This is a genomic window from Massilia sp. BGA-UO-ETr-WB1 (genome assembly GCF_059567845.1).
In genome coordinates, this window is the sequence record NZ_JCAQOT010000021.1 from 258538 (window position 1) to 273014 (window position 14477).

The following is a 14477-nucleotide window of genomic DNA, read 5'->3' on the forward strand; positions in this document are numbered from 1 at the left end:
AAACGGACCGCGCACGCGGCGCGGTCCTTCTTATTGTATTACTGGCAGGCTTCGCATTCCTCGAAACCGTCGTCACCCGGACGCAGGTAGCAGGCGGCACCGTCTTCCACGGCGGCGGCCGGTGCCGCGGCGGTTGCAGCCGCTGCTGCCGCAGGGGCCGCGGCAGCGATGGCGCTGGCCGACATGCCGCCGTCCACGGCCACCGCGTTCAGCGCGCCGGTCTTGGAGGTCGATTTCTCCATGTGGGTGGCGGCGATGGTGCGCAGGTAGTAGGTGGTCTTCAGGCCGCGCAGCCAGGCCAGCTTGTAGGTCTCGTCCAGCTTCTTGCCCGAGGCGCCGGCCATGTAGATGTTCAGCGACTGGGCCTGGTCGATCCACTTCTGGCGGCGCGAGGCGGCTTCCACCAGCCAGCTTGGCGACACTTCGAACGCGGTGGCGTAGATGTCGCGCAGGTCTTGCGGCACGCGGTCGATCTTGGTCAGCGAACCGTCGAAGTACTTCAGGTCGGCGATCATGACCTCGTCCCACAGGTCGCGCGCCTTCAGGTCGCGCACCAGGTAGGAGTTGATCTCGGTGAACTCGCCCGACAGGTTGGACTTCACGTACAGGTTCTGGAACGTTGGCTCGATGCAAGCCGACACGCCGATGATGTTCGAAATGGTGGCGGTCGGGGCGATCGCCACGCAGTTCGAGTTGCGCATGCCGAACTTCTTGATGCGCTCGCGCACCGGGGTCCAGTCCATGGCCGCCGAACGGTCCTGCTCCAGGTAGCCGCCGCGCTCTTCGGCCAGCAGCGCGATCGAGTCCTGCGGCAGGATGCCGCGGTCCCACAGCGAACCCTTGTACGACTCGTAGTGGCCGCGCTCCTCGGCCAGCTCGGTCGAGGCCAGGTAGGCGTAGTAGCACACCGCTTCCATCGAGGTGTCGGCGAAGGCCACGCAGGCGTCCGACGAGAACGGCACGCGCATCATGTGCAGGCAGTCCTGGAAGCCCATCACGCCCAGGCCCACCGGACGGTGGCGCATGTTGGCGTTGCGGGCCTTGTCGACCGCGTAGTAGTTGATGTCGATCACGTTGTCGAGCATGCGCATCGCGGTGCGGATGGTCTTTTGCAGCTTCACGTGGTCCAGCTTGCCCTCTTTCATGTGGGCCGGCAGGTTCACCGAACCCAGGTTGCAGACGGCGATTTCGTCCGGACCGGTGTTCAGCGTGATCTCGGTGCACAGGTTCGACGAGTGCACCACGCCCACGTGCGACTGCGGCGAACGGATGTTGCACGGATCCTTGAACGTGATCCAAGGGTGGCCGGTTTCAAACAGCATGGACAGCATCTTGCGCCACAGGTCCAGCGCGGCGATCTTCTTGAACACGCGGATTTCGCCGGCGGCGGCCTTGGCTTCGTAGCCGGTGTAGGCCAGCTCGAAGGCTTTGCCCACCTTGTCGTGCAGGTCCGGCGTTTCGGACGGCGAGAACAGGGTCCAGTCGCCCTTTTCCATCACGCGCTTCATGAACAGGTCGGGAATCCAGTTGGCCGTGTTCATGTCGTGGGTGCGGCGGCGGTCGTCGCCGGTGTTCTTGCGCAGGTCGAGGAATTCCTCGATGTCCATGTGCCAGGTTTCCAGGTAGGCGCACACCGCGCCCTTGCGCTTGCCGCCCTGGTTGACCGCCACGGCGGTGTCGTTGACCACTTTCAGGAACGGCACCACGCCTTGCGATTTGCCGTTGGTGCCCTTGATGTGGGCGCCCAGCGCGCGCACCGGGGTCCAGTCGTTGCCCAGGCCGCCGGCGAACTTGGCCAGCAGCGCGTTTTCCTTGATGGCGTCGTAGATGCCTTCCAGGTCGTCCGACACGGTGGTCAGGTAGCACGACGACAGCTGCGAGCGCAGGGTGCCCGAGTTGAACAGGGTCGGGGTCGAGCTCATGAAGTCGAAGGTCGACAGCAGGTTGTAGAACTCGATGGCGCGCGCTTCGCGGTTGTCCTCGCGCAGCGCCAGGCCCATGGCCACGCGCATGTAGAAGGCCTGCGGCATCTCGATGCGCACGTCGCGCACGTGCAGGAAGTAGCGGTCGTACAGGGTTTGCAGGCCGATGTAGCCGAACTGCAGGTCGCGGTCGGCCACCAGGGCCTTGGCCAGCTTGGCCAGGTCGAACTTGGCCAGCTCGGCGTCCAGCAGCTCGTTGTCGATGCCCTTGGCGATGTACTGCGGGAAGTAGGTGATGTACTCGGCGGCGGCCTTGGCTTGCGGCACCTCGTGGCCGAACACTTCCTTGCGGATGGTGTGCAGCAGGATGCGGGCCGTCACTTGCGAGTAGGCCGGGTCTTTTTCCATCAGCGCGCGGGCGGCCAGGATGGCGGACTTGTGCAGTTCTTCGACCGGCACGCCGTCGTACAGGTTTTTCACGGTCTCGGCCAGGATGGCGTCCGCGTCCACGTGTTTTTCCAGGCCGGAGCAGGCCGCGTTGATCAGGTCGCGCACTTCCTGCATCACCAGCGGACGGCGCACGCCGTTTTCGGTCACGCTCAGTTCAGGCTCGGCGGCGGCGGCAGTGCCGGCCGCGTCCTTCTTGGCGCGGCGCTCTTCCATGTGCTTGGCGCGGTACAGCACGTAGGCGCGCGCCACGTCGTGCTGGCCCGAGCGCATCAGCGCCAGTTCCACCTGGTCCTGCACGTCTTCGATATGGAAGGTGCCGCCGGACGGCTGGCGGCGCACCAGCGCCGACACCACGCTGTTGGTCAACTCTTCGACGATCTCACGCACACTGGCGGACGCGGCGCTCTGGCCGCCGTGCACGGCCAGGAAAGCCTTGGTCATGGCGACATTGATCTTGGACGGTTCGAACGCCACCACCGCGCCGTTGCGGCGGATGATGCGGAAATCGCCCAGCGCGCTGGCAGCCGTGGCCAGGCCGCTGACTGCGCCCGCCGATGCCGGCGCTTGTGGCGCCGGATTGTTGGTGATGTCTTGAGTAGATTGCATTGAAGCTCCTGGTTTAGCAGCGTGCTGCGCGCGTGTTTTGTGAGAATAAAGTTCGTCAGTTGCCCAAAAGCATCTTTGAACGTTTGCCAAGATTTAACACTACATCTAGTGAATCGGTCAAATTATCGCACTAATTGTAGTGAGCCTATGGGGTCTCGACAAGGGGGAAATTTGGCCCCGGGTGGCAAAATTTCTATTGACATTTTAAGACGCCCTAGCGTTCAGGCCGTAGCGGGTTAGCGAGTACTAACGCACCGATTTGGGCACTGCCTTTTAGTTTGGCAGCCGCCGCCCGCGCCCGAGTGTGCACTGGCGAAAACGCAACATTGCCGGACTGAAAGACGCGGCGCCGCACCCCAAAGCCGGCGACGGGGCAGCATTATAGTCTACCCGGCGCCGCTCAGCCTTCGGGCTCCTGGATGTTGAGTTTTTGCATCTGGTAGCGCAGCTGGCGGAAGCTGATGCCCAGCAGGCTGGCGGCCTGGGTGCGGTTGTACTGGGTCTGCGCCAGCGCGCGCATGATGATGTCGCGCTCGACCTGGGCCAGGTAGTCCGGCAGGTTGCTCGGCAGCGCGTCCAGCGGCGGCGGCGCCAGCGGAGCGGACGGCGCGGGCGGCGGCGCGGCGGCGGCCTGCGTCCCGGGCGCGGCGCGGGGGCGCGGCGCCAGCGGCGCGGCGGGCAGCGGCGCGGCGGGCAACGGCATGTAGCCCTGCGGCGCGGCCTGGGCCGGGGCGTCGTGGCGCAGCTCGGCCGGCGGCGGCACGTAGCCGGGCGGCATGTCGGCCACGCGGCTGCCCTTGAGCGCCAGGTCGCGCACCTCGATCACGCCGTCGTTGGCGAAGGCCAGCGCGCGCTCCAGGATGTTCTCCAGTTCGCGCACATTGCCCGGGAAGGCGTAGCCGCGCAGCGCCTCCAGCACGCCCGGCCCCAGCACCACGCGCTGCTCGAAGGTGCCCAGCCGCGCCAGGATGGCGTCGGTCAGCAGGCCCAGGTCGTCGGCCCGCTCGCGCAGCGGCGGCAGGCTCAGCTCGATCACGTTGAGCCGGTAAAACAAGTCCTGCCGGAACGCGCCGCGCTCGACCAGCTGCTCCAGGTTCTTGTGGGTGGCGCTGATGATGCGCACGTCCACCGCCTCCTCGGCCGTGGCGCCGATCTTGCGCACGCGCCGCTCCTGGATCGCGCGCAGCAGCTTGACCTGCATGGCCAGCGGCAGGTCGGCCACCTCGTCGAGCATCAGGGTGCCGCCGTTGGCGGCCTGGAAAAAGCCGTCGCGCTCGTCGGCCGCGCCGGTAAACGCGCCCTTGCGGTAGCCGAAGAACTCGGCCTCCATCAGCGCCTCGGGGATGGCGCCGCAGTTGACGGCGATAAACGGCTTGCCGGCGCGCGAGCTTTGCGCGTGGATTTCGCGCGCGGCCAGCTCCTTGCCGCTGCCGGACTCGCCATTGATGGCGATCGGCGCCATCGAGCGCGCCAGGCGCGCGATCTGCGCGCGCAGCGCCTGCATCACGGCCGAGTCGCCCTTGAGCCGGCTCGGCTCGCCCGCCGCCGCGCCGGCCGCCCCGGCCGCCGGCGCGTTCAGCCGCAGCGCCGACTGCACCATCACGCGCAGCTGGTCCAGCGCCACCGGCTTGCTGATGTAGTCGAACGCGCCCGCCTTGAGCGCCACCACCGCGTTGTCGGCGCTGCCGTAGGCCGTCACCACCGCGATCGGCGTGTTGCGGAAGCTGGCCGACACCTCGCGCACCAGCTCCAAGCCCAGCCCGTCGGGCAGGCGCATGTCGGTCAGCACCAGCGCATAGGGCGCGGCGCCCTTGCCGTCCGCGCCCTCCCCCTGCGCCTGCGCCAGGTAGGCGCGCGCCTGCGCCAGGTTCTCGGCGCTGTCCACGTCCAGCCCCATCTTGAGCAGGGTGATTTCCAGCAGCTCGCGCAGGTCGGCTTCATCGTCGACGACCAGCACGCGCGGGGAACTGCGGGGAGCACTCATGGGTGTCCTTCTATATAGTAGGTGGTTCAGGCGCCCGGCCTGGCGAACGTGATCACGAAGCGGCCGCTGGAGCGGCGGCTGCCGTCGGCCTGCACGCCGTGGTCGTAGCGGTATTCATAGTCCAGCATGGCCTCGTTATTCAAGCACAATTCGCGCGCCAGATACAGGCCCAGCCCGGTGCCCTTGCTGGAGGTGGTGTAGAACGGCTCGAACAGGTGGGCCCGCACCTCGGGCGAAATGCCGGGACCGTCGTCCTGCACGTGCAGCTCCATGCCGCGCCCGCGCCCGCCCACCACGAACAGCCGGATGCTGCCCGGCCCGCCGCTGGCGTAGCGCACCGCGTTGTTGAGCAGGTTCAGCACCACCTCGCGCAAATGCAGGCCGTCGAAGCGCACCGTGACGGCGCCGGCCGCGCCGCCGCCGGCCGCCGCCGCGTCCACCTGCACGATGCCCGGCGCCAGCGCGTGCGTGTCCTGGAACTCGGCGGCCAGCTCGGCCAGGAAGCCGGCCAGCGCCAGCGGCTCGCTGTGCGGCTGCACCTTGCGCGACAGCTGCAGGATGTCCTCCACCATGCGGTTCACGCGCGCCACATTGTCGCCCACGATCTTGAGCAGGCGCGTGTGCACCGGCCCGGCCAGGTCCTCGCTCAGCAGCGAGGTGGCGTGGCCGATGGCCGACAGCGGGTTGCGCACCTCGTGCGCGATGCTGGCCGTGAGCCGCCCCATCGAGGCCAGCTTCAGTTCCTGCGCCTGGTTCTCGATGGCCGTCACATCCTGCAGGAAGATCACGCCGCGCTGCACGCCCTCGGCCTCGACCGCCGCGAAGCGCACCTTCAGATGCGCGGCCAGGTCGCGCCGCGCGCTCCAGGCCGCCGTCACGTCCTGCAGCGCCGGGTCGGTGTAGGGCTTGATGGTCAAAAACGCCGTGGCCTGGGCCGGGTCGGCGCGCCAGTCGCGGTAGGCGCGCGCCAGCGGCGCCAGCGCCGGCGCCGCGTCGAGCCGGAACTGCGCGTCGCCGGCCAGGCCCAGCATCTGCTGCGCGGCCGGGTTGCCGGCCACCACCTGGCCGTCGGCGCCGAGCACCACGATGCCGTCGCTCATGTGCGACATCACCAGCCGGTTGACCGCCTGCTGCACGCCGATCTCCACCCCGCGCCGCGCCGCCAGCTCCTCCTGGCCGATCAGCTTGGCCGCCATGCGGTTCACCACCAGCACCGCCGCCAGGAAGGCCGCGCCGAACAGGCCGGCCTGCAGCAGGGTGCTGTCGGCCTCGTGCGCCACCATCTGCCACAGCGCCGTGCCCAGCAGGAACAGCGCCACCAGCGAGGCCGAGAACAGCGCCAGCAGCAGCGGCGCCAGGATGGCCAGGCCGGCCAGCGGGAACAGGTACAGGATGGCCAGCCCGCTGCGCGCGCCGCCGGCGCCCACGTAGAGCAGCGAAATGAGGGCCAGGTCGCAGGCGATCTGCAATAGCAGCTGGGCCAGGAAGCGGCGCCGCACCTTGCTGGTGAGTGCCGCGAAGCCCAGCGCCAGCAGCAGATAGGCCGCGCACACCTGGGCGTACATCAGCGTGCCGGCGCCGCGCAGGCCGCGCGTGTCCACGCTCAGATAGGCCAGCAGCACCAGCGCGATCACCACCCGCGTCGCGTTCAGGGTTTGCAGCGAGCGCCAGAAGGTGTCGCGCGACGCGGCCGTCAGCGCTTGCAGGCGCGCCGTCACATCAGGGCGCCGGCTGCTCGGCGTGCGCCTGGCTGCAGAAATCGCGCCCGCCGCGCCGCACCGCTTCGGAGGCCGGGAAGAACACGCCGCAGTGCGCGCAGCTGAGCATGGTTTCCGCCTCGGCCACGGCGCGCGCGCGCGCCTGCGCCTGCGGCGAGCCGGCCTGGCGCGCCCGCTCCTGGGCCAGCGCCTCGGCTTCGGCGGCCGCGCGCGCGGCCGCCACGCGGGCCGCTTCGTGCGGGTCGCTGCGGCGCGCGACCGCGCGCAGCTTGCTGCGGATCGCCGCCACCACCAGGAAAATCAGCGCCAGCCAGAACAAGATACGTGTCATGCCATTCCTCGATGCAAAACCACTTCCAGTACGAAACGGCTGCCGACATAGGCCAGCAGCAAGGTGGCGAAGCCCGCCAGGGTGAAACTGAGCGCCGTCTTGCCGCGCCAGCCGCGGAAGTGGCGGCCCGCCAGCAGCGCCGCGAACAGCAGCCAGGACAGCAGGGTGAAGACCGATTTGTGGTCCCACTTGAGCGCCTTGCCGAACAGTTCCTCGGAAAACACGATGCCCGACAGCACGGTCAGGCTGAGCAGCACGAAGCCGAAGGCGATCAGGCGGAACAGCAGCTTTTCCATGGTCAGCAGCGCCGGCAGCTGGTCCAGCGCGGCCGACAGGAAGCCGGCGCGCTGGCCGCGCGTGTGCAGCCGCGATTCCTGCAGCGCCATCAGCACCGCGTGGAAGGCGGCGATGGTCAGGGTGCTGTAGGCCAGGGTGGCGATGGCGATGTGCCAGCCCAGCATGCGCGCGTTGCCGTCCAGCGCCACCAGCGCGCCGGGGAAGGCGGCCTGCAGCAGCACCGCCAGCGCCGCGTTCGGCATGACGATGCGGCGCAGGCCGTCCAGCGCGAAATTGCGGTTCTCCAGCCAGTAGGCGGCCACCGAAATCCACAGCGCCGACGACAGCATGGCGGCAAAGCCGATGCGCAGCGAGCCGGGCGCCGCCACCGCCAGCCACAGGCTGGCGCCGTGCAGCAGCCAGGCCGCCGCCGTGGCGGCCGAGATCAGTCCGGCCCGCCGCGGCGGCAGCACGGCACACACTATATACAGCAACGCGGCTGCGATCAGAAAATAAGTCTGCATGGCGGAGAGTTTACACTATGCCGCGCCGCTTGGCCGCCCTCGGATGCCCGCCCCCGCCTCAATCCACCGCCGCCATGCGCAGCTCGTCGTTGTGGTGGCGCTGCTGCTCCTCCATCACCAGCTGCCCCAGCTCGCGCTTGAGGGCGTTGAACTCGGGCGAGGCCGGGTCGCGCCCGCGCGGCAGGTCCACCACCAGGTCGCGCTTGACGGTGCCGGGCCGGTAGGTCATGACGACAATCCGGTCGGCCAGGTAAATGGCTTCCTCGATGCTGTGGGTGACGAAGATGATGGTCTTCTTCAGCTCGGACCAGATGCGCAGCAGCTCGTCCTGCAGGTTGCGCCGGGTCAGCGCGTCGAGCGCGCCGAACGGCTCGTCCATCAGCATGATGGGCGAATCGAGCGCCAGCACGCGCGCGATCGCCACCCGCTGGCGCATGCCGCCCGACAGGTCCTTCGGGAAGCGGTTGCCGAAGTCGCCCAGGGACAGCATCTTCAGCAGCCGCGCCACGGTGGCGTCGATCTCGGCCTTGGGCAAGCCCTTGATCTGCAGCCCGAAGGCGACATTGTCGGCCACCGTCATCCACGGGAACAGCGCGTACTCCTGGAACACCATGCCGCGCTCCGGCCCCGGCGCGTCGACCCGCCGGCCGTCGACCACGATCTGGCCGGACGACGGCGGCGCGAAGCCGGCCACCGCGTTCAGCAGGGTCGACTTGCCGCAGCCGGACGGCCCCAGCAGGCAGACGAACTGGCCCTGCGGTATCGCCAGCTCGATGTCCCGCAGCGCCACCACGTCGCGCTCGGCGGTCTGGAACACCTTGCTCACGTTGGAAATCTGTATCTGTGCCATCAGTGCTCCAGTCCCCGGTGCCAGCGCAGCAGGTGGTTGTTGAGGCGGTCCATGCCGACGTCGATCGCCAGGCCCAGCATGCCGATGGTGATCATGCCGGCGATGATCTTGTCGGACCAGAAATACTCGCGCGCCTCCAGGATGCGGAAGCCCAGGCCGTTGTTGACGGCGATCATCTCCGACACGATCACCACGATGAAGGCGGTGCCGATGCCGATGCGCACGCCCGACAGGATGTAGGGCACGGCGGCCGGCAGCATCACGCGCAGGAACATGGTGGCGCCGGAAGCGCCCAGGTTGCGCGCCGCTCTAATATAGATGCTGTCGACCTGGCGCACGCCGGCGATGGTGTTCATCAAGACCGGGAAGAAGGCCCCCAGCGCGATCAGGAACACGGCCGGCGGGTTGCCCAGCCCGAACCACAGGATGGACAGCGGGATGTAGGCGATGGGCGGAATCGGGCGCAGCAGCTGGACCAGCGGGTTCATCCACGCGTACACGCGCGGGCTGGCCCCCATCGACAGGCCCAGCGGCAACGCCAGTCCGGCGCCGATGGCGAAGCCCACCGCCACCCGGTACAAGCTGCCCAGCGAATCGTGGATCAGCTCGCCCGACAGCGCCCACGCCAGCCAGCTGCCCTGGTCCGCCGCGTAGGGCTGCAGCGGCAGCAGGTAGGCGAACCATTTCTCCACCACCGCCAGCGGCGACGGCAGCACCTGCGGGTTGACCCAGCCCAGCATGGCCACCGCCTGCCACAGCGCGATCACCACCGCCGGCACCACCATGCCCACGCCCGCTTCGCGCCAGGCCACCGCGCCCAGGAATCGGCTCATCGCGCCCCCTTATTTGACGTTCAGGCTTTTCTTGGCCGCGTCCAGCAGGTCGGTCTTGACCCAGTCCTTCGCCACCGGCGGCTTGCTCATCCGGCCCACCCCGGTCTTGACCATGACGTCGGTGGTGATCTGGATGTGCTCGGGCGTGATGTCGTAGGAATACGGCGAATTGCTGATCGCGTCCTGGAAGTCGTCGCTGCTGATCTGGCCCTTGAACACCACGTCGCGCACGTACTTCTCGGCCACGGCCGGCTGGTCGATGAAGGTCTTGGTGGCCTCGACGAAGCAGCGCATGAACTTCTCGGCCAGCGGCCGCTTCTCCTTGTAGAACTTCTCCGTCATCACCATGGTGCGGATCGGCTCGCCGATCGGGGTGTCGTAGGGCTTCAGGATCTCGGTGCCGAAGCCCTTGTTGAGCGCCTGCGAGGACTGCGGCTCGGACTGCATCATGGCGTCGATGTTCTTGCCCAGCAGCGCCTGGTTCAAATCCGCGTAGGCCAGCAGCACCAGCTGCACGTCCTTGCCCGGCTGCTCGGACACGGTCAGCCCGGCCTGCTGCAGCTCGGCCAGCAGCAGCACTTCCTGGATGCCGCCGCGCGTCACGCCCACCCGCTTGCCCTTCAAGTCCTTGACCGACTTGAGCTTCAGGTCGGCCCGCCCCACCAGCCGCGCGCCGCCCTTGGCGAAGCCGGCCACCACCACGATGGGCGCGCCGCCGGCGCGGCCGGAGATGGCGGCCTCGGAGGCGGTGGTGCCCACGTCCAGCTCGCCGGCGATGATGGCCTGCATCACGTCCAGGCCCTTGGCGAACATGTGCTCCTCGACCTTGATGCCGCACTTGGGCGCGATCTCCTTGATATAGGAGACGGCGCCGTAGTGCGCGAACTTCAGATTGCCCAGCCGCACCACTTCCTGGGCCTGGGCCGCGCCCTGGCCCGCCGTCAGCAGCGCCGCTGCCAGTACCGTTGCAATCGCCTTCAGCTTCATCTGTGTCTCCTGTTTAGGTGGTGAACCATGCCGTCACGCCAATTTTTCTTCTCAGCCAATAGTACAAGCGTTGCCCGCAATCCAGAACAATTTTTTCGCCGCGCCGTCACGCTTCGTTACAAAACTGCAGCGCCCGGGTGACAATCCGTGAGATTGTGCGGCGGCGCGGCGGGTTACAGTCGGGGCAATATTGCCCTTTTTGCCCCTTTGCCCTGTCGCCCCCTTCAATCCCGGAGTTCCCATGACCCAGCCTTTCTCCCCGTTGCGGCGCGCCGCGCTGCTGGCCTCGCTGCTCGCGCTGAGCGCCTGCGGCGGCGGCGGCGGTTCCACCACCAGCCCCGGCCCCACCCCGCCCGCCGTCGCCGAAACCCTGGCGGTCTCGGCGCCGGTATGGCAGACCGTGGCCGGCGGCAAGTCCATCGGCCTGGCCGCCACCACCGCCACCGGCGCGGCGCCGGCCTGGACCCTGGCGGCGGGCAGCCCCGGCAGCCTGTCGGCCGCCAGCGGCGCCGCCGTCAGCTATGTGCCGCCGGCCGCCGTGGCCGCCATCACCCAGGTCACCGTCAACGCCACCGTGGGCAGCCTGAGCAAAACGCTGAAGCTGACCTTGTATCCCGACCCCGGCCAGCCCGGCCTGAGCCTGGTGGCCGGGCGCACCGGCCCCACCGACGGCGCCCCCGCCATCGACGGCCAGGGCGCGGCGGCCCGCTTCAGCCGCCCGCAGTTGATGGCCAGCGCGCCGGACGGCGCGCTGTACGTGATCGACCAGGACGGCCAGCCGTCCCAGGAAAACCGCTTCAGCGTGCGCCGCGTGAGCACGGCCGGCGTGGTCACCACGCTGTCGACCGGCAATGACCTGGCGCCCGGCTTCCCGGTCTCGGTCACCAGCATCGGGGCCGACCGCAACGGCACCGTCTACCTGACCACCGGCGCGCGCCACTCGCTGATGCACCTGGATGCCTACGGCGGCGCCCTGTATAAGCTAGGCGCGGACGGCAAGCCGGTGCTGGTGGCCGGCGTGGCGCCGCACGACAAGACCGCCAGCGACGCGCTGGTGGACGGCCCGCTGGCAACGGCCCGCTTTAACGCCCCTGTCCTGGCCGGCTTCGACGCCGAGGACAATATCTACCTGTCCGACGCGCGCACGTCGACCTCGCCCAGCCAGCCCTACCGCAAGATCACGCCGGCCGGCGTGGTCAGCACCATCAGCGCACCCGTCGAGGTGCTGACCACGCAGGCCGACGGCAGCACCGAGCTGTACCACACCGCCCCGCCGGAAGGCGTGGTCTACCGCAGCAACCCCAGCGGCGGCCGCACCATCGTGGCAGGCGTCAGCGGCCAGGGCGGCGAAGTGCTGGGCGAGCTGCCCGGCCTGCTGTCCGGCCCGGTCGGCCTGATTCCCACCGGACCCTACACGTACGCGCTGTTCTCGGGCCAGCGCATCGTCAAGCTGACCTTGCCGCGCATCCCGTACACGCCGCCCACCCTCGACGTCGGCGCGCCCACCGTGCCGGTGCTGGCCGGCGGCGCGCCGGTGACCCTGACCGCGCAGGCCGGCCACGCCGCCGTCGCCGGCTGGCAGCTGCTGGCCGGCTCGCCCGGCAGCCTGTCGGCCGGCACCGGCCCCAGCGTAACTTACACGCCGCCGGCCAGCCTGGACGTGGCCGCCAATGTGTCCATCCTGGTCAGCGCCGGCGGCGCCGGCAAGGTGGTCAGCTTCATGGTGCTGCCGTCGCCCGGCACGCCCGGCCTATCGCTGCTGGCCGGCGCCGCCGCCGACAGCGGCACCGAAGCCGACGGCCCGGGCGCCGCCGCGCGCTTCAAGAATCCGTCGCTGCTGACGGTGGACGCGCTCGGCAACGTCTACGTGGCCGACCTGACCGGCAACGTCAGCGCCAGCTTCCCCGAGCCTTACGGCCTGGCGCTGCGCAAGATCGCGCCGGACGGCACCGTCACTACGCGCTTCCGCTACGACGCGCTGCAGCGCACCACCACCGGCATCGCGGTCGACAATGGCGGCAACGCCTACCTGTCCAGCCATCCTTCGCGCGTGGGCGTGGTGCCGGGCCGCGGCGGCGCGATCTTCAAGATCGGCCCGGACGGCCTGCCGGTGCTGTTTGCCGGAACCGAGAACTACACCGCCGGCGACCCGGAGCGCCTGGACGGCACCGGCATCGCGGCGCGCTTCCATTACCCCACGCTGGCCGGCATCGACGGCGCCGGCAACCTGTACGTCGCCGAGTACACCCAGGCCACGCCGGCCGTGCCGGTGTACCGCAAGATCACGCCGGCCGCCGTGGTCACCACCATCGCCGCGCTGCCGGACGGCCTGCTGAACGCCCCCGACGGCAACCGCTACACGCCCGGCAACTACACCGTGCTGCGCACCAGGCCGGACGGCACCCAGAGCGTGGTGGCCGGCGTGACCGGCGTGGCCGGCACGCAGCTGGGCGCCCTGCCCGGCGGCCTGGACTACACCCCGGCCGTGGCCAGCGCCGGCCCCGGCGTGCTGGTGGTCATTTCCGGCGGCGCCGTGCTGCGCCTGGTGCTGCCACAATAATCCACATCGCGGGCAGCCGCGCTGCCCGCCCTCCCTGCCTTGTCCCCGGAGTTCAACTTGATTTCTAATTACACACGCCTCCCGCGGCTGCCGCGCGCAGCCGCATTGGCGGCCGTGGCCGGGCTGCTCGTGCTGGGCGCCTGCGGCGGCGGTGACTCGTCCGCCGTGCCGCCCCCCGAGGTCACGCCGCCGCAGGCGCAAACCGTCAGCCTGTCCATGCCGGCCAGCCGCATACTCGGCAACAAGCCGGTGACCTTGACCGCCGTGCTGGGCCACAACGCGGCGGTCAGCTGGACGCTGGCCGGCGGCAGCCCCGGCACGCTGTCGGCGGCCAGTGGCGCCAGCGTCACCTACACGCCGCCGGCGGCGGCCGTGGCCGCCATCACGCCGGTGACCATCACCGCCACCTCGGGCGGCGTGAGCGCCAGCGCCAGGCTGGCGCTCACGCCCGACCCGCGCCAGCGCACCGGCCTGGCCCTGCTGGCCGGCTCGCTGGGCGGAAGCGGCCTGATCGACGGCAGCGGCAGCGCGGCGCGCTTCAACAAGATCGCCGCCATGGACACCGACAGCAACGGCAACCTGGTGCTGGCCGACGGCGAAGACCTGGGCGGCGCCATCCCCATCCCGCCCAGCGCGATCCGCCAGGTCGATCCCGCCGGCAACGTCGTCACGCGCACCCGGCCCGGCATCCAGTTCGGCCACGCCGACGGCGACAGCAGCAGCGCCCAGATCGGCAACTCGCGCAACGAGGAGCCACACGGCCTGTGGCTGCGCAAAATCGCGCCGGACGGCGCCACCACCACCGTCGTGGCCGACCCGGCCTTCACGATGAAACCCACCGCCGTGTTCGCCGATGCGGACGGCAACCTGTTCGTGTCGGCGAAGTGGCCGTGGAGCAGCCTGTCCTCGCCCAAGGGCGGCGCGCTGTACAAGGTCGCGCAGGACGGCAAGGTCAGCCTGTTCGCCGGTGCCTCTGTACCGGCCGCCGCCGGCGCTTCCACCTCGACCGATGGCACCGGCGCCGCCGTCACCTTCTTCGCGCCGACGCTGGAAGGCATCGACGTGAACGGCAACCTGTTTGTCAGCGACAACGACAAGATCCGCCGCATCACGCCGCAGGCGATGGTGAGCACGGTGGCCGCGCTGCCGGCCGGCCTGAAGGCGGCGCCGGACGGCAAGGTCTACAGCGCCGACGCGGTGCAGAACGTCATCTACGCCACCGACGCCGCCGGCAACAAGTCGGTCGTGGCGGGCGTGCCCGGCGCGCTGGGCACGCGCTTGACGGCGCTGCCGGCCGGGCTGGAGCACCCGGCCGCCATCGTGCCGACCGGTCCGAACAGCTTCGCGCTGATCTCCGGCGCGGCCGTGCTGCGCCTGCTGCTGCCGAACTGACCCGGCCCGCATCGCACCGTGTGCCGGTGCGATGCGGTAAAATG

The 14477-nt window shown here is 69.5% G+C and carries 10 protein-coding genes; 2 read left to right on the top strand and 8 right to left on the bottom strand.

Translation table 11 applies throughout. From position 1 onward, the window contains the following. Nucleotides 1-38: 38 nt before the first annotated feature. From AC56DV_RS05870 to AC56DV_RS05905, 8 genes are all read right to left on the bottom strand, one after another. Nucleotides 39-2978, bottom strand: a complete 2940-nt coding sequence (locus AC56DV_RS05870) for a ribonucleoside-diphosphate reductase subunit alpha (protein WP_496313363.1) — start codon at nt 2976-2978, stop codon at nt 39-41. A gap of 400 nt (nt 2979-3378) precedes the next feature. Then, nucleotides 3379-4962 carry a sigma-54-dependent transcriptional regulator gene (locus tag AC56DV_RS05875; RefSeq protein ID WP_496313364.1) on the bottom strand — a complete coding sequence of 528 codons (1584 nt, stop codon included), beginning with the start codon at nt 4960-4962 and terminating at the stop codon, nt 3379-3381. Between the two features lie 26 nt (nt 4963-4988). Next, nucleotides 4989-6680 (bottom strand): sensor histidine kinase, encoded by a 1692-nt coding sequence (locus tag AC56DV_RS05880; RefSeq protein WP_496313365.1) that lies wholly within the window; start codon nt 6678-6680, stop codon nt 4989-4991. A gap of 1 nt (nt 6681) precedes the next feature. After that, complete coding sequence (locus tag AC56DV_RS05885) at nt 6682-7011, bottom strand: PP0621 family protein (protein WP_496313366.1); 330 nt, start codon at nt 7009-7011, stop codon at nt 6682-6684. Further along, nucleotides 7008-7811 (bottom strand): cytochrome C assembly family protein, encoded by an 804-nt coding sequence (locus tag AC56DV_RS05890; protein ID WP_496313367.1) that lies wholly within the window; start codon nt 7809-7811, stop codon nt 7008-7010. The genes AC56DV_RS05885 and AC56DV_RS05890 overlap by 4 nt, the downstream gene beginning before the upstream one ends. Before the next feature lie 58 nt (nt 7812-7869). After that, nucleotides 7870-8661 carry an ABC transporter ATP-binding protein gene (locus tag AC56DV_RS05895; protein WP_496313368.1) on the bottom strand — a complete coding sequence of 264 codons (792 nt, stop codon included), beginning with the start codon at nt 8659-8661 and terminating at the stop codon, nt 7870-7872. Next, nucleotides 8661-9494 (bottom strand): ABC transporter permease, encoded by an 834-nt coding sequence (locus tag AC56DV_RS05900; RefSeq protein WP_496313369.1) that lies wholly within the window; start codon nt 9492-9494, stop codon nt 8661-8663. The genes AC56DV_RS05895 and AC56DV_RS05900 overlap by 1 nt, the downstream gene beginning before the upstream one ends. A gap of 9 nt (nt 9495-9503) precedes the next feature. Continuing rightward, complete coding sequence (locus AC56DV_RS05905) at nt 9504-10481, bottom strand: ABC transporter substrate-binding protein (RefSeq protein WP_496313370.1); 978 nt, start codon at nt 10479-10481, stop codon at nt 9504-9506. A 241-nt stretch (nt 10482-10722) separates the two neighbouring features. On the opposite strand from AC56DV_RS05905, the gene AC56DV_RS05910 reads away from it, so the two are divergent. Together AC56DV_RS05910 and AC56DV_RS05915 are read left to right on the top strand one after the other, a co-directional pair. Continuing rightward, the gene (locus AC56DV_RS05910; protein ID WP_496313371.1) at nt 10723-13041 is read left to right on the top strand and encodes an NHL repeat-containing protein; all 2319 of its coding nucleotides are present in this window, start codon (nt 10723-10725) and stop codon (nt 13039-13041) included. 57 nt (nt 13042-13098) lie between these two features. Further along, complete coding sequence (locus AC56DV_RS05915; protein WP_496313372.1) at nt 13099-14433, top strand: NHL repeat-containing protein; 1335 nt, start codon at nt 13099-13101, stop codon at nt 14431-14433. The last annotated feature ends 44 nt before the right edge of the window (nt 14434-14477 follow it).

Coding starts and splice junctions, on each gene's coding strand:
- AC56DV_RS05870 (WP_496313363.1), bottom strand. CDS start 2,978: ATGCAATCTACTCAAGACATCACCAACAATCCGGCGCCACAAGCGCCG.
- AC56DV_RS05875 (WP_496313364.1), bottom strand. CDS start 4,962: ATGAGTGCTCCCCGCAGTTCCCCGCGCGTGCTGGTCGTCGACGATGAA.
- AC56DV_RS05885 (WP_496313366.1), bottom strand. CDS start 7,011: ATGACACGTATCTTGTTCTGGCTGGCGCTGATTTTCCTGGTGGTGGCG.
- AC56DV_RS05890 (WP_496313367.1), bottom strand. CDS start 7,811: ATGCAGACTTATTTTCTGATCGCAGCCGCGTTGCTGTATATAGTGTGT.
- AC56DV_RS05895 (WP_496313368.1), bottom strand. CDS start 8,661: ATGGCACAGATACAGATTTCCAACGTGAGCAAGGTGTTCCAGACCGCC.
- AC56DV_RS05900 (WP_496313369.1), bottom strand. CDS start 9,494: ATGAGCCGATTCCTGGGCGCGGTGGCCTGGCGCGAAGCGGGCGTGGGC.
- AC56DV_RS05905 (WP_496313370.1), bottom strand. CDS start 10,481: ATGAAGCTGAAGGCGATTGCAACGGTACTGGCAGCGGCGCTGCTGACG.
- AC56DV_RS05910 (WP_496313371.1), top strand. CDS start 10,723: ATGACCCAGCCTTTCTCCCCGTTGCGGCGCGCCGCGCTGCTGGCCTCG.